At 62.0% G+C, this 19,938-nt stretch carries 13 protein-coding genes; 7 read left to right on the forward strand and 6 right to left on the reverse strand.

Going from position 1 to position 19,938, the window contains the following annotated elements; translation table 11 throughout:
• Positions 1 to 553 precede the first annotated feature (553 nt).
• Entirely contained in the window at positions 554 to 2,650 is a 2,097-nt protein-coding gene (locus tag AB3G88_RS12130; RefSeq protein ID WP_099585178.1) for a putative bifunctional diguanylate cyclase/phosphodiesterase, read from the forward strand.
• 53 nt (positions 2,651 to 2,703) lie between these two features.
• Positions 2,704 to 3,450, forward strand: coding sequence for an SDR family oxidoreductase (locus AB3G88_RS12135; protein WP_250925470.1), 747 nt, complete (start codon positions 2,704 to 2,706; stop codon positions 3,448 to 3,450).
• Between the two features lie 122 nt (positions 3,451 to 3,572).
• Here the strand turns inward: AB3G88_RS12135 and mapR are convergent, their stop codons facing one another.
• The 3 genes from mapR to AB3G88_RS12150 all read right to left on the reverse strand — a co-directional run bounded on the left by mapR (position 3,573) and on the right by AB3G88_RS12150 (position 6,854).
• On the reverse strand, positions 3,573 to 4,982 hold the full coding sequence (gene mapR / locus AB3G88_RS12140) for a GntR family transcriptional regulator MpaR (protein WP_099585176.1): 1,410 nt from the start codon (positions 4,980 to 4,982) through the stop codon (positions 3,573 to 3,575).
• 38 nt (positions 4,983 to 5,020) lie between these two features.
• Positions 5,021 to 6,430, reverse strand: a complete 1,410-nt coding sequence (gene ccoG / locus AB3G88_RS12145) for a cytochrome c oxidase accessory protein CcoG (RefSeq protein ID WP_480454161.1) — start codon at positions 6,428 to 6,430, stop codon at positions 5,021 to 5,023.
• Between the two features lie 184 nt (positions 6,431 to 6,614).
• Positions 6,615 to 6,854, reverse strand: coding sequence for a DUF3203 family protein (locus tag AB3G88_RS12150; protein ID WP_191959421.1), 240 nt, complete (start codon positions 6,852 to 6,854; stop codon positions 6,615 to 6,617).
• A 120-nt stretch (positions 6,855 to 6,974) separates the two neighbouring features.
• On the opposite strand from AB3G88_RS12150, the gene AB3G88_RS12155 reads away from it, so the two are divergent.
• Positions 6,975 to 7,466, forward strand: a complete 492-nt coding sequence (locus AB3G88_RS12155) for an MgtC/SapB family protein (RefSeq protein ID WP_112195102.1) — start codon at positions 6,975 to 6,977, stop codon at positions 7,464 to 7,466.
• Here the strand turns inward: AB3G88_RS12155 and AB3G88_RS12160 are convergent.
• Complete coding sequence (locus AB3G88_RS12160) at positions 7,444 to 7,620, reverse strand: hypothetical protein (RefSeq protein ID WP_177411535.1); 177 nt, start codon at positions 7,618 to 7,620, stop codon at positions 7,444 to 7,446. The two genes, AB3G88_RS12155 and AB3G88_RS12160, sit on opposite strands and share 23 nt — an antisense overlap.
• 204 nt (positions 7,621 to 7,824) lie before the next feature.
• Between AB3G88_RS12160 and AB3G88_RS12165 the strand changes: the two genes are divergently transcribed.
• The 4 genes from AB3G88_RS12165 (at position 7,825) to AB3G88_RS12180 (ending at position 16,706) form a co-directional block, all read left to right on the forward strand.
• Entirely contained in the window at positions 7,825 to 9,813 is a 1,989-nt protein-coding gene (locus AB3G88_RS12165; protein WP_191947915.1) for an alpha-1,4-glucan--maltose-1-phosphate maltosyltransferase, read from the forward strand.
• 93 nt (positions 9,814 to 9,906) lie between these two features.
• Positions 9,907 to 13,254 carry a maltose alpha-D-glucosyltransferase gene (treS, locus tag AB3G88_RS12170; protein WP_480454163.1) on the forward strand — a complete coding sequence of 1,116 codons (3,348 nt, stop codon included), beginning with the start codon at positions 9,907 to 9,909 and terminating at the stop codon, positions 13,252 to 13,254.
• Positions 13,251 to 15,488 carry a 1,4-alpha-glucan branching protein GlgB gene (gene glgB, locus AB3G88_RS12175; RefSeq protein ID WP_480454164.1) on the forward strand — a complete coding sequence of 746 codons (2,238 nt, stop codon included), beginning with the start codon at positions 13,251 to 13,253 and terminating at the stop codon, positions 15,486 to 15,488. The genes treS and glgB overlap by 4 nt, the downstream gene beginning before the upstream one ends.
• Positions 15,489 to 15,539: 51 nt before the next feature.
• Positions 15,540 to 16,706 carry a GGDEF domain-containing protein gene (locus AB3G88_RS12180; protein WP_099585170.1) on the forward strand — a complete coding sequence of 389 codons (1,167 nt, stop codon included), beginning with the start codon at positions 15,540 to 15,542 and terminating at the stop codon, positions 16,704 to 16,706.
• 8 nt (positions 16,707 to 16,714) lie between these two features.
• On the opposite strand, the gene AB3G88_RS12185 is transcribed toward AB3G88_RS12180, so the two are convergent.
• Together AB3G88_RS12185 and AB3G88_RS12190 are read right to left on the reverse strand one after the other, a co-directional pair.
• A complete protein-coding gene (locus AB3G88_RS12185) occupies positions 16,715 to 18,901 on the reverse strand; it encodes a GAF domain-containing protein (RefSeq protein ID WP_099585169.1) in 2,187 nt (728 codons plus the stop codon).
• Positions 18,902 to 19,073: 172 nt separating this feature from the next.
• Positions 19,074 to 19,925, reverse strand: coding sequence for a CAP domain-containing protein (locus AB3G88_RS12190; RefSeq protein WP_112195110.1), 852 nt, complete (start codon positions 19,923 to 19,925; stop codon positions 19,074 to 19,076).
• Between the last annotated feature and the right edge of the window lie 13 nt (positions 19,926 to 19,938).

The raw sequence follows: 19,938 nt of genomic DNA on the forward strand, positions 1-19,938 counted from the left end.
GCGGTAACGGCTACTTAGGGTTACGCCCCTACGGCGTGTCACTTTTGTAAAGGCACAAAAGTAACCAAAAGGCCTTCGCCCCAACACTCGGCACCTCGCTTAGGCTCGGTGTGCCCGAACGAAGGCTTGAATCCGTGGGCCGCCGCGATGGGCCATCCTTGGCCCAGCGCGGCTAACCCGGCGTCCTGCCGGGTTACCCACGGATTCAAGCCTGCGTTCGGCCAGCGTGTTTGACGGGGCGCCTGAGATCAACAGCAACAGCAACAGCAACAGCGTAAGAGCAAGCAGTTGTGTAGATACCTATGCTCATCGGGGGCAAGCCCCCTCGCACATTTTGATCTCCACAGATCAGATACGTCTCAGGTTGCTTTTGATCCAGCCCACCCCTGCCAACCCGCCCGTTTTTAGCCGTTTAAAAGCCAGTCCTTTGACGCCAAATTAAAGGTGATGGCCCTCTGCTAATTAATCACCTGTTCAAGATTTATTCTCGCTACAATCGCGCGCTTTGCCACTTGGTACGGACGTTTCAAGACCGTTGCCCGCGAGAAATCCCATGCTCATCGGTAGTTATTCCACCCCCCTCGTCGTGATCTCCCTGTTCGTCGCGATCCTGGCGTCCTACACCGCGCTGGACCTGACCGGCCGCATCGCGACCGCCAGGGGCCGTGGCGTTTATTTGTGGATGGCCGGCGGTGCGTTGGCGATGGGCGTGGGCGTGTGGTCCATGCACTTCATCGGCATGTTGGCCCTGCGGCTGCCGTTTGCGCTGGGTTTTGACATCGGCATTACCGCGCTGTCGTTGCTGATCGCGATGCTGTCCTGTGGCTTTGCGTTGTGGCTGGTCAGCCAGGCGCGTTTACCGGCGTGGCAGCTGGTGTTGGGTGCGTTGGTGATGGGCACCGGCATTGCCAGCATGCACTACACCGGCATGGCGGCGATGCGCATGACCCCAGGCATCGACTACGACCCCACGTTGTTTGGCCTGTCGCTGCTGATCGCCGTGGTGGCGTCCGGTGCGGCGTTGTTGATTGCGTTCAACCTGCGCCGTAACACGCCGTACGTGCGTCTGGCGCGTGGCGGCGCAGCGGTGGTGATGGGCTTTGCCATCGTCGGTATGCATTACACCGGCATGGCGGCTGCACGCTTTGCCGATGAAAGCTACTGCGCCGCTGCGTTGGACGGCTTGACCGGCAACGGCCTGGATAACCTGGTGCTGGTCACCACCCTGGCGGTGCTCGCCATTGCGTTGCTGACGTCGCTGCTCGACGCACGCCTGGAAGCCCGCACCGCAGTGCTCGCCGATTCCCTCAGCCTGGCCAACCAGGAACTGACTCACCTGGCCCTGCATGACATGCTCACCGGCCTGCCCAATCGCACCTTGCTGGCCGACCGGATTCAACAAGCCATGCAGGCGGTCAAAGAGCAGGGCGGTTGCTTCGCCTTGATGTTTATCGACCTGGATGGCTTCAAACCGGTCAACGATGCCTTTGGCCATCACATGGGCGACCAATTGTTGCGCGAAGTCGGCCTGCGCCTGCGCGAGGACTTGCGCAGCCATGACACCCTGGCGCGCATCGGTGGTGATGAGTTTGTGCTGCTGGTGCAATTGAGCCAGCCGGACGATGCCCTGCGCTTGGCCGAGCGCCAGGTCGGGCTGATCAACCGCGCATTCCATGTGGCCGAGCACGAGCTGAAAATCTCGGCCAGTGTCGGTATCGCATTGTTCCCCGGCAACGGTGGCAACCCCCAGGAACTGTTGATGAACGCTGACGCCGCGATGTACCACGCCAAGGGCATGGGCAAGAACGGCTACAGTTTTTTCGATGTGTCGATGAACACCAATGCGCGCAAGCAATTGCAGTTGTTGCAGGACCTGCGCAATGCCCTTGAGCAAGAGCAGTTTCGCCTGTACTACCAGCCCAAGTTCGATGCGGTCAGTGGCATCCCGGTGGGCGCCGAAGCGCTGGTGCGTTGGGAACATCCGCAGCAGGGCCTGTTGTTGCCGGTGACCTTTATCGAACTGGCGGAAAAGACCGGCTTGATCATTCCCATCGGCGAATGGGTGCTCAATGAAGCCTGTCGCCAGATGAGCGTGTGGTATGCCCAGGGTTATGAGGATTGGCGCATCGCCGTGAACCTGTCGGCGCTGCAGTTCTGCCATGCGGGGCTGGTCAAGAGCGTGGCCAACGCCCTGGATCGGCATCAGTTGCCGGCCAACAGCCTGACTCTGGAAATCACCGAGACCACCGCCATGAGCGATGCCGACGCGAGCATGACGGTGTTGCAGCAGCTCTCGGACATGGGCGTCGACCTGTCCATCGATGACTTCGGCACCGGTTATTCCAGCCTGATGTACCTCAAGCGCCTGCCAGCCAACGAGTTGAAGATCGACCGCGGTTTTGTGCGCGACCTGGAGCACGACAGCGACGACGCGGCCATTGTTTCGGCCATCGTTGCCCTCGGCCAAGCCTTGGGATTGCGCATTGTCGCCGAAGGTGTGGAAACCGATGCGCAGCAGAACTTCCTGACGCGGCTGGGTTGCAACTCCCTGCAAGGTTACCTGCTGGGGCATCCGCTGCCGGCCGATGGTTTCATGGCGAATATCCAACGGGCCGAGGACGTATTGGCGCCTGACAAAAACCGTGCGTGACGGTTAGTATTGGATCCAACCCTATCACCAGGTTGGACCAGGAGACCGCACGCATGGACAAAGTTGTCATCATCACCGGGGGCAGTCGTGGCATAGGCGCCGAAACGGCATTGCTGGCAGCGCGTGAAGGCTATCGCGTTTGCATCAACTACCGCTGCGACGAAGCAGCCGCCCTCGGCGTTCTGGAACAGGTGCGTGGCCTGGGTGCCCAGGCGATTGCTGTGCGGGCGGATGTCAGCATCGAAGATGAAGTGATCGCCTTGTTCCACCGCGTCGACGCCGAATTGGGCCGCGTGACCGCCCTGGTCAACAACGCGGGCACCGTGGCACATAAGTCACGGGTCGATGAAATGTCCGAATTCCGTATCCTCAACATCATGAAAACCAACGTGCTGGGGCCGATCCTGTGCGCCAAGCATGCGGTGCTGCGCATGTCGCCCAAACACGGCGGGCAGGGCGGCAGCATCGTCAACGTTTCGTCAGTGGCCGCGCGCTTGGGCTCGCCGAATGAGTACGTGGACTACGCCGCCTCCAAGGGCGCGCTCGATACCTTCACCATCGGCCTGTCCAAAGAGGTGGCGGGCGAGGGGATACGCGTCAACGCCGTGCGCCCCGGCTATATCTTCACCGACTTCCATGCCCTGAGCGGCGACCCGGACCGGGTCAGCAAGCTGGAGTCCGGCATTCCCATGGCGCGTGGCGGCCGACCGGATGAAGTGGCGGAAGCGATTATCTGGTTGTTGTCGGATAAGGCCTCGTATGCCACCGGGACGTTTGTGGATCTGGGCGGCGGGCGGTGAGTCGGTAGCGTCTGTTCGGGCGCCATCGGGGGCAAGCCCCCTCCCACATTCAGATGTGTGAATACCCTCAGTGTGGGAGGGGGCTTGCCCCCGATGACGTCAGAAAGAACACCACCCAGCCCTCAAAACGACCGCACAATCCGCCCCAACGTCTCCATCGCCTTCTCCGACGCCTCGGTCCACGGGCTGCCGTAGTTCAGCCGAATGCAATTGCGAAAGCGCTGGGTCGCCGAGAAGATCGGCCCCGGTGCAATGCTGATGCCTTGGGCCAAGGCCATCTGGAACAACTTCAGTGAATCCGTCTGTTCCGGCAATTCCAACCACAGGAAATACCCCCCGGCCGGCTGGCTGACGCGGGTCTGTGCGGGGAAATACCGGGCAATGGCGGCGAGCATGGCGCTTTGCTGCTCTTCCAGGGCATAGCGCAATTTGCGCAGGTGCCGGTCGTAGCCGCCATGTTGCAGGTAATCGGCAATCGCCGCCTGGGCCGGCATTGACGGGCACAGCGAGGTCATCAGCTTCAGGCGTTCGACTTTCTGCGCATAGCGCCCAGCGGCCACCCAGCCCACGCGATAGCCGGGCGCCAGGCTCTTGGCGAAGGAACCGCAGTGCATCACCAGGCCCTCGGTGTCGAAGGCTTTGGCCGGCTTGGGGGCCTGTTGGCCGTAATACAGTTCGGCGTAGACATCGTCTTCGATCAGCGGCACCTGATGGCTGCGCAACAACTCCACCAGCGCCTGTTTCTTGGCTTCCGGCAGGGTTGCGCCCATGGGGTTCTGGAAACTGGTCATGGTCCAGCAGGCCTTGATCGGGTAGCGCTCCAGGGCTTGCGCCAGGGCGTTGAGGTCGATGCCGTCGCGCGGGTGCACGGGGATCTCCACCGCCTTGAGCTTCAGGCGTTCGAGCACTTGCAGGCAGGCATAGAACGCCGGGGCTTCAATGGCTACCAGATCGCCGGGTTCGGTGACGGCTTGCAGGCACAGGTTCAGCGCTTCCAGGGCGCCGTTGGTGATCAGCAGTTCTTCCATCGGCAGCATCAGCCCGCCGACCATGTAGCGCAGGGCGATTTGCCGACGCAGTTGGGGGTTGCCCGGCGACATGTCCGTGACGACCAGGCGCGGGTCCATCTCACGGCTGGCGCTGGCCAGGGAGCGGGCCAGGCGCGGCAGCGGGAACAGCATCGGGCTGGGGAACGCCGAGCCGAAGGGCACGGTGTTGGGGTCTTTGATCGAGTCGAGTACCGAGAACACCAACTCGCTGACATCCACCTCGGTGGACTCGTGCACCTGTTCGCTCACCACCGGCTCGGAGAACGGGCTCGGCGCATGGGTGTTGACGAAGTACCCGGAACGCGGCCGCGCGCGGATCAGGCCACGGCGCTCCAGCAGGTAATAGGCCTGGAACACCGTGGACGGGCTGACGCCGTAGGTCTGGCTGGCGTAGCGCACCGACGGCACGCGCTGGCCGGGCCCGAGGACGCCGGAGCGGATCAGTTCGGCAATGTCTTCGGCGAATTTTTCGTAGCGTTTCATGTTGGCCTTAAACAAGTGTTTTTTTTGATACCGAGGTATCAGCGGTTGAGCGGCGCCACAAACCGGCTGTCGGCCACGCTGTAAATGCCCGGTTCATTCACATCCATCACCTTGAAGCGCAACGTCTGCGAACTGCTCGCCGGTTTATCCGCGAGCAACGCCACCGACACCGGCACATCAATGATTTCCCCCGGCGCCAGGCTGACCTCGGTCTTGCCGTGCAGCTGGAAACCGTCGGCGTCGATCAGTTCCACCCGGTAATCCTGGCGCTGCTGGGTCTTGTTGATGACCTTGAGGCTGTAGATGTTTTCGATCTGGCCCACGGCGTTCTCGCGGAACAGGCCACGGTCCTTGGTCACGTCCAACGACACCATCGGCCGTTCCACCAGGGCTACCACCAGCGCGGCAATCATCACCAGCAGCACCGCACTGTAGCCGATCAGGCGGGGCCGGAGCAGATGGGTCTTGCCGCCTTGCAGTTGATGTTCGCTGGTGTAGCTGACCAGGCCACGGGCATAACCCATCTTGTCCATGATCGAATCGCAGGCATCGATGCACGCCGCACAGCCGATGCACTCCATTTGCAGGCCGTCGCGGATGTCGATGCCGGTGGGGCAGACCTGCACGCACAGGTGGCAGTCAATGCAATCACCCAGGCCGACATCGGCCGGCCTGACCTCGCGTTTGCGCGGGCCGCGGCTTTCGCCACGGGCGCTGTCGTAGGAAATGGTCAGAGTGTCTTTATCGAACATCACGCTCTGGAATCGCGCGTACGGACACATGTGCATGCACACCGCCTCGCGCAGCCAGCCGGCATTGAGGTAGGTGGCAGCGGTGAAAAACAGCACCCAGAATAGGCTCACGCCGCCTATTTCCAGGGTCAGCAGTTCCTCGGCCAACGGGCGGACAGGCGTGAAGTAGCCGACAAAGGTCAGCCCGGTCAGCACGCTGATGCCCAGCCACAAGGTGTGCTTGGCCGAACGCCGCGCCAGTTTGTTCAGGCTCCAGGGCGCCGCTTGCAGCTTGATGCGTTGGTTGCGTTCGCCCTCGATGACCTTTTCGCACCACATGAACAACCAGGTGAACGAGCTTTGCGGGCAGGTGTAGCCACACCACACACGGCCGGCGAACACCGTGACCGCAAACAGGCCGAAGGCGCAGATGATCAGCAGCGCTGACAGCAGGATGAAATCCTGGGGCCAGAAGGTCGCGCCAAAAATATGGAATTTGCTCTCCGCCAGATCCCACAGCACGGCCTGGCGCCCGCCCCAGTTCAGCCATACGGTGCCGAAAAACGCGAGGAACAGAAAGCCCGCACCCGCCACGCGCAAGGTGCGGAACAGGCCGGTGAAGCTGCGGGTATGAATCAGGGTGTCGCTGGATTTGGCCTTCACCTTCTTGGGGTGAATGGGTTCAAAGGTTTCCACGGTTGGGATGCGTTCGCTCATGGTCATTCGCTCATCAGCCTCCATCAGGCGGATGAACTATGGGCCGGCGGCTGTTTGCATAACAGACTCAGCTAAAGCGATAAAAAGCGGATCAGATGGCCTGCGGGCCGGGCCCTGCGACAATCTGCTGCACCCCAGCGCGCCTGGGGTGCAGGTTGATTTCAGTGGTGATGACACGGATCAATCAAATCAGCGAACCAGGTTCGGTGGCCTTCACATGGTTACGCCCGTCCGTCGCGCCTTCGACCGTCAGGGCGTCTGCTTCGGCTTCGGTGATGTAGATGCGCTCGCCCGCGAGTTCTACGTAGGACATGGACTTGTCATCGTCCGTCACTATCTTCACGCGGGTGGCAGGCACGCTTTGCTCCTGGCCACTGGCGTCGAGCTTGAAATAGCACAGGTGGTTTTCAATACGCAGCGTCATGTTGGACTCCTTTTTCATCGGCTATGCACCTTAGGGGAGGGTGGCGAGGCAGGGTTCAAGGCAACTGACTGGCGGTAGGCGCTGTCCATGAATTATCGACTTCTTTGAAGGACAGCTTTCATGGACGCTTGGTGGCATGAAGTGTGGCAAACCCTGCAGGCCGAATTCGCCGATATCGGCGATGCCAGGCAACTGACCCAGGTCACCGTGCGCCTGCTGATCGCCGCCTTGCTGGGCGGCATCTTGGGCTTTGAACGCGAGAGCAAGGGCAAGGCGGCCGGGATACGCACCCATATGCTGGTGGCCTTGGGCGCCGCGCTGTTTGTGATGGTGCCGCAGATGTCGGGCAATCAGGCGGACGCCATGAGCCGCGTGGTGCAAGGCGTGATCGCAGGGATCGGCTTTCTCGGCGCCGGCACCATCATTAAAGGCAAGGATGATGAAGAGGGGCATGTCAAAGGCCTGACCACCGCCGCCGGCCTGTGGATGACCGCTGCGATTGGGGTCTCGACCGGGTTGGGCCGGGAATCGACAGCGGTCCTGAGTACGTTGTTGGCGTTGGCGGTGTTCCGCGTCATGCCAAAAATCGTCAAGCGTTTCGAGAAGGACTGACGATCACCGGGGGCATGGTTGTCGGCGGCTCTTCCACGGGGGGTGGCAGATTTTCCGGGGGCTCTTTTTCGGGAATCGGTTCCGGTTCAGTGGGCGGCAGGGTCGGGTTGTCGATATTCGGGTCAGGGGTTTCAGCCGGGATCGGGATATTCATCGGTGTGGCCTCCTTTGTGCTTTGCTCTACCGGTGGACAACCGCCTGGGGGATTTGATTCCCCGCTCAATGGCGGCACATCCACCTGAACTTTTGGCCAAGGCTCAGGCTCGGACCTATGACGGCCTTGCTCAGGGAGATCACTGCCGTTTCAGAATTCGGATCAAGCAAAGAGCGTCCACAGGGCGTAAGGGGAAGATGCTCGATGACTGCTGACACTCAGGTTCCAGATAATTGCTCACTGCCGCTGTCCCAGGCGCTGTTGCTGCCCAGGATCGCGATCGAAAGCACCATGCCGGTAATTGATGGCGGTGAATTCGCCGTCAAGGCCGTCGTGGGCCAGCGGGTCAACGTGACCAGCAAGGTATTCGCCGACGGCCACGACAAGCTCGCTGTCCTGATCCGCTGGCGGCCGTTGCAGGACGAAAGCTGGCACAGCGTGGTGATGACCGACGTGGGTAACAATGGCTGGGAAGGCGCGTTTACCGTCACCACCCAAGGCCCTCACGAATACTGCATTGAAGCCTGGATCGATACCTTTGCCAGTTTCTGCTACGAGCTGCGCAAGAAGCACGAAGCCGGCGTGCCGGTCAGCCTGGAGTTGCAGGAAGGCCGCAGCCTGGTGCTGCAGGCCGCCGAACGCAGTGACAACGAACTGCGCGACCGCCTGATGTTGCTGCACCACGAACTCTCCGGCCTGCTGGAAACCGAACAGGTCGCGCTGTTCCTGCACGAAGACAGTGCACACCTGATGACCCAGGCTGATCACCGCGCCTATTTGAGCATCAGCACCGTTTACCCGATCGACGTGGAGCGTGAGGCGGCGCAGTTCGCCAGTTGGTACGAACTGTTTCCGCGCTCGATCACCGACGATCCAGCGCGTCACGGGACCTTCAACGATGTGCACGCACGGCTGCCGATGATCCATGACATGGGGTTCGACGTGCTGTACTTCCCGCCGATCCACCCCATCGGCCGCAGCCACCGCAAGGGCAAGAACAACTCGCTGACCGCCGGCCCCGATGATCCGGGCAGCCCGTACGCCATTGGCAGCGAGGAGGGCGGTCACGAGGCCATTCACCCGCAACTGGGCAGTCGCGACGACTTTCGCCGCCTGGTCCAGGCGGCCGCCGACCACGGGCTGGAAATCGCCCTGGACTTTGCCATCCAGTGCTCCCAGGACCACCCGTGGCTCAAGCAGCATCCGGGCTGGTTCAACTGGCGCCCCGACGGGACGATCAAATACGCTGAAAACCCGCCGAAAAAGTACCAGGACATTGTCAACGTCGACTTCTATGCGGCGGATGCGATTCCGGGTCTCTGGACCGAGTTGCGCGACATCGTGGTGGGCTGGGTGGAAGAGGGCGTGAAGACCTTTCGCGTCGACAACCCCCACACCAAGCCGCTGCCGTTCTGGCAATGGCTGATCAGCGATGTGCGCTCAAAGCACCCCGAGGTGATTTTTCTCGCCGAGGCCTTCACCACGCCGGCGATGATGGCGCGGCTGGGCAAGGTCGGTTATTCCCAGAGCTACACCTATTTCACCTGGCGCAATACCAAGGCCGAGTTGAGCGAGTACTTCACCCAGTTGAACCAGTCGCCATGGCGCGAGTGCTACCGGCCGAACTTCTTCGTCAACACCCCGGACATCAACCCAGGCTTCCTGCATGAGTCCGGCCGCGCTGGCTTTCTGATCCGCGCCGCGCTGGCGACCATGGGCTCGGGCCTGTGGGGCATGTACTCGGGCTTTGAACTGTGCGAAGCCGCGCCGGTGCCGGGCAAAGAGGAATACCTGGACTCCGAGAAGTACGAGATCCGTGTCCGCGACTTCACCGCCCCCGGCAACATCATCGCCGAGATCGCCCAGCTCAACCGCATCCGCCGGCAAAACCCGGCGTTGCAGACACACCTGGGGTTGAAGCTCTACACCGCATGGAACGACAACATCCTGTACTTCGGCAAACGCAGTGAGGAGGGCGACAACTTCATCCTGGTCGCCATCAACCTCGACCCGTTCAATGCCCAGGAAGCGCATTTCGAATTGCCGTTGTGGGAGCTGGGCCTGCCCGATGACGCGCAGACCCAAGGTGAGGACTTGATGAACGGCCATCGCTGGACCTGGTACGGCAAGACCCAGTGGACGCGCCTTGAGCCGCAGATGCCGTTCGGGATCTGGCGCATCACCACCTCCTGAGCCTGGTGAAGATCAACATGTGGAAGGGGGCAAGCCCCCTCCCACATTGACCGAGTTCAGTTTGAAAGAATTTGAGTATTCCAGGAGTTTCCAATGGCGAAGAAACCCAAGGCTGCCAGCTTCATCAAGGACCCGCTCTGGTACAAGGACGCGGTGATCTACCAGGTTCACGTCAAGTCCTTCTTCGACTCCAACAATGACGGCATCGGTGACTTTCCCGGGCTGATCGCCAAGCTCGACTACATTGCCGACCTCGGCGTGAACACCATCTGGCTGCTGCCGTTCTACCCCTCGCCACGCCGCGATGACGGCTACGACATCGCCGAGTACCGTGGCGTGCACAGCGACTACGGCACCCTGGCCGACGCCAGGCGCTTTATCGCCGAGGCCCACAAACGTGGGTTGCGGGTGATCACCGAGCTGGTGATCAACCACACGTCCGACCAGCACCCGTGGTTCCAGCGCGCCCGCAAGGCCAAGCCCGGTTCGGCGGCGCGAGATTTTTATGTGTGGTCCGATGACGACCAGAAATACGACGGCACGCGCATCATCTTCCTCGACACCGAGAAGTCCAACTGGACCTGGGACCCGGTCGCCGGCCAGTACTTCTGGCACCGTTTCTACTCCCACCAGCCGGACCTCAACTTCGACAACCCGCAAGTGATGAAGGCCGTGCTGTCGGTGATGCGTTACTGGCTGGACATGGGCATTGACGGCCTGCGCCTGGACGCCATCCCGTACCTGATCGAGCGCGACGGCACCAATAACGAGAACCTTGCCGAAACCCACGATGTGCTCAAGCAGATCCGCGCCGAAATCGACGCCCATTACCCGGACCGCATGTTGCTGGCCGAAGCCAACCAGTGGCCCGAAGACACCCAGCTGTACTTTGGTGACAAGAAGGGCGACGACGGCGACGAATGCCACATGGCTTTCCACTTCCCGCTGATGCCGCGCATGTACATGGCGCTGGCCCAGGAAGACCGCTTTCCGATCACCGATATCTTGCGCCAGACCCCGGAAATCCCCGCCAACTGCCAGTGGGCGATCTTCTTGCGCAATCACGATGAACTGACCCTGGAAATGGTCACCGACAAAGAGCGCGACTACCTGTGGAACTACTACGCCGCTGACCGTCGCGCGCGCATCAACCTGGGCATTCGCCGACGCCTGGCACCGCTGCTGGAACGCGATCGCCGCCGCGTGGAACTGCTCAACAGCCTGCTGCTGTCGATGCCCGGCACGCCGACCCTGTATTACGGCGACGAAATCGGCATGGGCGATAACATCTACCTCGGCGACCGCGACGGTGTGCGCACGCCGATGCAGTGGTCCATCGACCGCAACGGCGGCTTCTCCCGCGCCGACCCGGCCAGCCTGGTGCTGCCGCCGATCATGGACCCGCTGTACGGCTACCAGTCGGTCAACGTCGAAACCCAGACCCAAGACCCGCACTCACTGCTCAACTGGAACCGACGCATGTTGGCGGTGCGCAAGCAATCCAAGGCGTTTGGACGGGGCAGTCTGAAAATGCTCTCGCCGAGCAATCGCAGAATCCTGGCCTACACCCGTGAATACACCGGGGAAGACGGTCGCACCGAAATCATCCTGTGCGTGGCCAACGTGTCGCGCAGTGCCCAGGCCGCCGAACTGGACCTGTCGGCCTTCGCCGGGATGGTGCCGGTGGAGATGCTCGGTGGCAACGCGTTCCCGCCCATCGGCCAGTTGAATTTCCTGCTGACCCTGGCGCCCTATGGCTTCTATTGGTTTGGATTGGCGGCGCAGAACCAGATGCCTAGCTGGCATGTGGAACCGGCTCAAAGCATCCCCGACTTCACCACCCTGGTACTTAAAAAACGCATGGAAGAATTGCTCGAAGACCCTTGCCGCACCACCCTGGAGCAGACCTCCTTGCCGGCCTGGCTGCCCAAGCGGCGCTGGTTCGCGGGCAAGGACACCGCTATCGACAACGTGCACATCGCTTACGGCGTGCGGTTTGGCGACCCGGAGCATCCGGTGTTGCTCAGTGAGATTGACGTTACCAGCGGCGGCCAGGTCAGTCGCTATCAACTGCCGTTCGGTTTCCTGAGCGAAGACCAGTTCACCAGTGCCTTGCCGCAGCAATTGGCCCTGGCCCGTGTGCGGCGCACGCGGCAGGTAGGGTTGGTCACGGATGCCTTCAGCCTGGAGCACTTTATCCGCGCCGTGATCCAGGGCCTGCAGGCCGGTACGGTGCTGAGCTCCAGCGAAGGCGACCTGCGCTTTGAAGCCACGCCCCATCTGGCGCCGTTGCAACTGACCGATGACGCCCAGGTGCGCTATTTGTCGGCCGAGCAGTCCAACAGTTCGGTGGTGGTGGGCGAGTGCCTGGTGCTCAAGCTGATCCGCAAAGTCAGCGCCGGTGTGCACCCGGAGCTGGAAATGAGCGCCTACCTGACCGCCGCCGATTACCCGAACATCTCGCCGCTGTTGGGCTCGATGATTCGCCGCGACGCCGACGGCCAGGACAATCTGCTGATGATCGCCCAGGGTTACCTGAGCAATCAGGGCGACGCCTGGAGCTGGACCCAGAACAACCTGGAACGCGCCATTCGCGACGAACTGGCGCAGGCCATCTCCGAACAGGACCAGCACTACAACGCCTTGGGCGAATTGGCGGACTTTGCCGGGCTACTCGGCCAGCGCCTGGGGGAAATGCACTTGGTGCTGGGCGCGAAGACCACCAACAAGGACTTCAAGCCCGAGGTCACTACCGCCAAGGACACCCAGGCCTGGGCCAAGGACATCGGCGCGCAGATCGAACGTGCGTTGCAGTTGCTCAAGCTGCATCAAACCCAATTGAACCCTGCGGATCAGGCGTTGGTCAGTGACTTGCTGGCGCAGAAAAAAGCTATCGGCGCCCAGGTCCAGGCGTTGGCGAAAGCCACATTGGGCGGTCTGCGCATTCGGGTCCACGGTGATTTGCACCTGGGCCAGGTGCTGGTGGTGAAGGGCGATGCCTACCTGATCGACTTTGAAGGCGAGCCAGCCAGGCCGCTGCATGAGCGGCGTGGCAAGCACAGCCCGTATAAAGATGTGAGCGGTGTGCTGCGCTCGTTTGATTACGCAGCGGCCATGGCCCTGAATGTGCAAGGGGTGGATCACTCGCCACAAGCCGATCAGGCGCGCCGGCGTGTGACCGATCGCTACCTGAATGAAGCACGCGAGGCATTTATCCAGGCTTATCAGGCAGCTACGTCTACACTGGCGCATGACTGGCAGGATGCCAAAGGCCAGGACGCCGCGCTGACATTGTTCAGCCTGGAAAAGGCCGCGTACGAAGTGGCTTACGAAGCGGAAAACCGCCCGACCTGGCTACCGGTGCCCCTGCAAGGGCTGCACGGTCTGCTCAGCGGGCTAATACCTCTATCTGACACTGCACGCGGTGGGGAGACGTCATGAATTACACGCATAAAGAACCGCTGCAGCCCAAATTGACTGCCATGCCGGCGTCCAAGGACGTCGATGCGCTGGTGCGCGCCGAGCACCACGACCCGTTCTCGATCCTCGGGCCGCACGATGACGAGCAGGGCGGGCAATTTATCCGCGCATTCCTGCCCGAAGCCCTGAGCGTCCAGGTGTTGGCGCAAGGCAGCGGCGAGCCCATCGGCAGCCTGGACGCGACCCAGGTGCCGGGCCTGTTTGTCGGGCACTTCATCACACGCCAGCGCTACCTGCTGAAAATCCAGTGGGCCGGCGGTGAACAGATCACCGAAGACCCTTACAGTTTCAGCCAATTATTGCTGGGGGAAATGGACCTGTACCTGTTTGCCGAAGGCAACCACCGTGACCTCAGCAGCTGCCTGGGCGCCCAGGTGACCAGCGTCGACGGCGTGCAGGGCGTGCGTTTTGCCGTATGGGCGCCGAATGCGCGGCGGGTGTCGGTGGTGGGCGACTTCAATATCTGGGACGGGCGCCGTCATCCGATGCGCCTGCGCCATCCTTCGGGCGTGTGGGAGTTGTTTATCCCACGTCTGCAACCGGGCGCTGCCTACAAGTACGAGATCCTCGGCGCCAACGGAATCTTGCCGCTCAAAGCCGACCCCATGGCACTGGCCACCCAACTGCCGCCGGACACGGCGTCGAAAGTTGCGCCGCCGTTGCAGGTGGACTGGCAAGACCATGCGTGGATGCAGTCGCGCAGCGAGAAGCAGAAACCCACCGCGCCGCTGTCGATCTACGAGCTGCACGTCGGTTCCTGGCAATGCGAGCTGGACGAAGCCGGCGAAGTCGCCCGCCAATATGGCTGGCGTGAACTGGCGGAACGCCTGGTCCCGTACGTGCAGCAATTGGGTTTCACCCATATCGAATTGATGCCAATCATGGAGCACCCGTTTGGCGGCTCCTGGGGTTATCAGGCCTTGTCGCAGTTCGCCCCAACTGCGCGCTTTGGTTCGCCGGAAGATTTCGCCTATTTCGTCAACGCCTTGCACCAGGCCGATATCGGCGTGATTCTGGACTGGGTACCGGCGCATTTCCCCACCGATACCCACGGCCTCGCCCAGTTCGACGGCACCGCGCTGTATGAATATGCCAACCCGCTGGAAGGCTTCCACCAGGACTGGGACACGCTGATCTACAACCTGGGCCGCACCGAGGTGCACGGCTTTATGCTGGCCTCGGCCCTGCACTGGCTCAAGCATTTCCATATCGACGGCCTGCGTGTGGATGCGGTGGCGTCGATGCTGTACCGCGACTATTCGCGCAAGGCCGGCGAATGGGTGCCCAACCGCCACGGCGGCCGCGAGAACCTGGAAGCCATCGACTTCCTGCGTCACCTCAATGACGTGGTGGCCCTGGAAGCCCCCGGCGCCCTGGTGATCGCCGAGGAATCCACCGCCTGGCCCGGCGTAAGCCAGCCCACCCAACAGGGCGGCCTGGGGTTCAACTACAAATGGAACATGGGCTGGATGCACGACTCGCTGCATTACATCCAGCAAGACCCGGTCTACCGCGCCCATCACCACAACGAGCTGAGCTTCGGCCTGGTGTATGCCTGGTCCGAGCGTTTCATCCTGCCGATTTCCCATGATGAAGTGGTACACGGCAAGCATTCGTTGATCGACAAGATGCCCGGCGACCGCTGGCAGAAGTTTGCCAACCTGCGTGCCTACCTGGCGTTCATGTGGATGCATCCCGGCAAGAAACTGTTGTTCATGGGCTGCGAGTTCGGCCAGTGGCGCGAGTGGAACCACGACCAGCAACTGGACTGGTACCTCTTGCAGTACGCAGAGCACAAAGGCGTGCAGAAGCTGGTCGGTGACTTGAACCGTCTGTACCGCGAAGAGCCAGCCCTGCACGAACAGGACGATGCGCCACAAGGCTTCCAATGGCTGATTGGCGATGACGCGATCAACAGCGTCTACGCCTGGCTGCGCTGGAGCAAGGACGGTAAGCCCGTCCTGGTGGTGGCTAACTTCACCCCGGTGCCCCGCAAGGCCTATGCCGTCGGCGTGCCGTTTGCCGGACGCTGGAGCGAAGTGATCAACAGTGATGCGGACATGTATGCCGGTTCCAATTTCGGCAACGGCGGCGAAGTCTTTACTCAGGATGAGCCGCGCCATGGTCAACCGGTGTCACTGTCGCTGAATTTACCGCCGTTGGGCGTGCTGATTCTGCGGCCTGAAGGGGCTTGACCGCTCTGCTGTGCGGGATTCAGTTGTCCGCGGTGCTGGCAGGGTGCCACAATGGCGCCTTTGTCGCGGCAGTCGAATCAGGCGAATTTCATGAATGGCCTTGGGCGTGAGCAGGACCAGGATTGCTTTATAGAGCAGCAGGTGCGGACCGACCGTCTGCACCAGCTGTTCCGGCAGTCATTTGCCGCCATCTTCGGCAGTTACCTGGCGGCGGTCATGCTCTGCTGGCTGTGTTGGGAACGCTTCGATCGCGATGTCATGCTGGTGTGGCTGGCGGTGCTTTCGGTGTCGTCGCTGCTGCGGGTCAAGATGTTCATGGACTGGTTTCGCTGCCCCAACAGTGAGCGCACGCCGGATCGTTGGGAGCGCCGCTACTGGGTTACGTTGATGCTGTCCGCCGGCGTCTGGGGCATCGGTGCGTTGGCGGTGATGCCGCCGGATGACCGGCTGTCCCAGGCACTGGTCATGTTGTTCACCGTGGGCATGTCGGTCAGCGCGGTGTCGTGTTATTCGGCCTATCGCTACATGACGCTGGTGTCCATCGGCCTGGTGTTGCTGCCTTGCACTGTGTGGCTGCTGTTCCAGCCGTCGTCCATGCAGGTGGGGGTCGCCATCGCGGTGCTGGTGTTCGCCACCTTTGTCGCCAGCGCCACGCGTAAATTGTCCGATGCGCTGGAGAAGGCGTTTCGCCTGACCCGGCAAATGGAACGCGCCCACAGCATTTCCGCCCGCGCCGCACAAACCGACGAACTGACCGGGCTGATGAACCGCCGTGCGTTTTTCGAACATGCCCACCTGCTCTACGCGCAGTGCCGACACAACCAGCAGCCGCTGTGCGCGCTGATGATGGACATGGACCACTTCAAGCACATCAATGACACCTACGGCCACCAGGCCGGCGATCAGGTGTTGCGCCAGATTGGCGGCGTGATCAGTGCCTCATTCCGTAAATCTGATGTGTATGGCCGCCTGGGCGGCGAGGAGTTCGCGGTGTTGCTGCCCAATACCTCGCTGGAAGCCGCGCAGGCCATTGCCGAGCAGTTGGTCGAGTCGATTTCCGGGCTGGCGGTCGAGCCGGTCAAGGGGCTTTCGGCAAGCCTGGGCGTGGCGTCGACCCAAGCCCAGGATGAGGACCTGCATGGCCTGATGAACACCGCCGACAAAGCGCTGTACCGGGCCAAGGCGCTGGGCCGCAATCAGGTGGCCGTGGCGCAGTAGGGTGGCGTTCAGTCCTTGAGCATCGCCTTGACCAGCACCCGCGACACCTGCTCGGCCGAGTAAGGCTTGGGCAGGAATTCGAAGCCTTCGTAGCCGCAGTCTGCCAACTCGTCGCTGTAGCCCGAGGTCAACACCACTGGCAGGTCTGCCCGGCGCTGGCGCAGCAATTTGGCCATGACGACGCCCGTGATACCGGGCATGACCACGTCGGAGAAAATCACATCGAAGGCCATTGCATCCTGGCCGGCCAAGGTCAGGGCTTGCTCGGCATCGGTCGCCCAGGTGGTCTGGTAGCCCAGGTCTTGAAGGATCTGGCTGGCAAAGCGCCCGACTTCCAGGTTGTCCTCCACGATCAGCACCCGGCACTCGGTGGTGTCGTGGGGCGCGGCGAGCGTTTCCTGAGGGCTGGGCGGTTGCGATGCCTGGGCTTCGACCTGGGGCAGGTACAGGGTGAATACGCTGCCTTGGCCGGGCGTGCTGGACACATCGATATTGCCCCCCGACTGCTTGGCAAACCCGAAGACCTGGGACAGGCCCAGGCCAGTGCCCTTGCCGACTGCCTTGGTGGTGAAGAACGGTTCGAAAATCCGCTCCACGGCGTCGGCCTCGATACCCGGCCCGGTATCGGCGATGGCGATGGCGATGTAGGGCTGGCGTGATCCCGCGTCGCCACGGATGCGTGGCAGCGCCTGTCGGCCGGCGACCCGCAGGCTCAGCGTGCCCTGGCCGCCCATGGCGTCCCGTGCATTGAGGGCGATGTTGATCAGGGAGGTTTCGAATTGGCTGGCGTCGATACGTGCGAAACAGGCCAAGGGCGGCAACTCGACCTGCACCTGAATGCGTGCGCCGGTGACGCTTTCGAGCATCTCGCCAATGTTCTGGACCCGCTGGCCCACGTCGAAGACTTCCGGGTTGAGCGGTTGGCGGCGGGCAAAGGCGAGCAACTGGCTGGTCAGCTTGCTGGCGCGCTCCACGGTATCCGACACCGCGCCCATGTAGCGCTGGCGCCGTTCTTCCGACAGGCCTGGCTGCCGCAGGAAATCCACCGACGAGCGAATGATCGTCAGCAGGTTGTTGAAGTCATGGGCGACGCCGCCGGTCAATTGGCCGATGGCTTCGAGTTTCTGGGATTGGCGCAGCGCAGCTTCGGCCTGGGCCAGCGCCTGGGTGCGTTCTTCCACCCGTTGTTCCAGGTAGGTGTTCAACTCTGCATACGCTGCCAGGCCTTCACGCACATCGGCATCAGCGCGCACGCGCTCGATGTGCGCCCAGGAACGTTCGGTGACTTCGCGCAGCAAGGCCAGGTCGTAGGGTGACCAGGCCCGTGCGGATTTATCGTGGACGGCCATCAAGGCAGTCAGGCGGCCGTTCTTGATCAGCGGCATGCAGATGGTGGCGGTTACCCCCAGCGCCTGGAAGGCGGCAGATTCTTCTGGCGGCAGCTCGCGCAGGTTGTCGTAGATCACCAGGGGCTCGCCGCCCCGCAGGCAGTTGACGGCCTTCTCGCCGAACCCCGCCAGGCTGTAGCGGCCGATGATGCTCGGCGAGCCGGGCGCGGTCCAATTGTCGCGGATGGTAAAGCCGTCTTCATCGGCGTCCATGTCGGCGTAGGCGCAATTGCTCACTTGCAGGTGTTCGGCGAGCAACTGTGTGGTGTGGGTCAGGATGGCTTGGGCATCAGTCGCATTGACCACCGCATGGCCGATGGCATCCAGCACCGCCAGGCGCCGGGCGAGAAATACCGTGGGCGTGGTTTCGGTCACGGTGTCGAGCAGGCCGACCACGCGGCCCTGGGAGTCGCGGATCGGGCTGTAGCAGAAGGTGAAATACGCCTGTTCGCGCGCCTGGCCGCGTTCGATCACCAACGGGAAATTTTCAATATAAGTCGCGTGCCCCTGGAACGCCGCGTCGGCGATGGGGCTGATGTCGGACCACGCCTCGCGCCAGATGTCACTGAACGGGCGGCCCAAGGCATAGGGCTTATTGCCCAGGATCGGAACGAACGCGTCGTTGTAGATCGTGATGAGATGCGGGCCCCAGACAATGGCCTGGGGAAAGCTCGACGCGAAACACAGCGCAACGGTGGTTTTCAAAACGTCCGGCCATTGCTCCAAGGGACCGAGCGGCGTGTTGGCCCAATCATGCTGACGTACCCGTTCAGCCATGTCGCTGCTGCTTTGCAGCCAATTCATCATTGGGGAAACACCTTGTAATCCAGAGTCTTCAGCGCGCCTTTCAGTGTGTGGCGCAAAGCTACAGACCCGCTTGGACGCTGCCAGTTCAGCATAATTATCCAATAGATGGCAATTTGATGCTCTATTCATTTGAGTAGAGTTGAGCCGCTGGGGTTGGGCAATTGCCCACCCCTTATTGCGTGCCGAACAAACCGGTCCAGTAGATGCCCGCATCACTCTTCGGGTCCATGGCGTAGGCCGCGCCCAGTTCGCGAAATTGCGGGTTCATCAGGTTGGCACAATGGCCGGGGCTGGCGAGCCAGCCGTCGACCACCTTGCGCGGGGTATCGAGGCCGGCGGCGATGTTTTCGCCGATGTTCTTCGCGATGTACCCGGCCAGTTCGGCGCGATCGCCCGGCGTGCGGCCGTCGTGGTCCAGATGGTCGAAGAAATTGCCGTTGGCCATGTTACGTGTGTGGCTGTTGGCGGCGCTGGCGAGGGTGTCATTCCACGACAGCGGGGTGGTCGCGGTAAACGCCTGGGTGCCGCATTGGCGCGGCTGAGTACGGGCGGCGTTGATCAGGTCGAGCAGTTTGCGGCCTTCGGTCTGCCAATCCCCCAGGCCGCTGGACAGCAAGGGGCGGGCCAGCACGATGCGCCAGTCCTGGCCGCTGTTGCTCACGCCGATGTCGATAAATTGCGGGTCCAGGACCACCCGGCAGAAACTCTCGCGCACCGCCTTCATGGCAGCCTGGGCATCCTTGGGACCGGACAGGCTGATGGCCTGCACATTCACCATCGGGTACGCGGCCCGGGCCAGCGCCTGCTGCAGGTCGCCGACGTTAGTGGCCGGCAGCACCAGCCGGGTGTCGCTGGCCAGCGGTGGCAGTTCCTGAGAACCCTGGTCGCCGCAGCGCTGGACCTGGCTGCGGTACTCGTTGATCTGTTGCACCAGCTGACTTTCTTCATTCGCCATCGCGCTGGCGCAGAACACCGAACTGGCGGCCAGCGTCGTAAGACCCATCATCAATGACAGAACGCGCATGGACGTTACCCTT

Source organism: Pseudomonas arvensis (genome assembly GCF_056688935.1).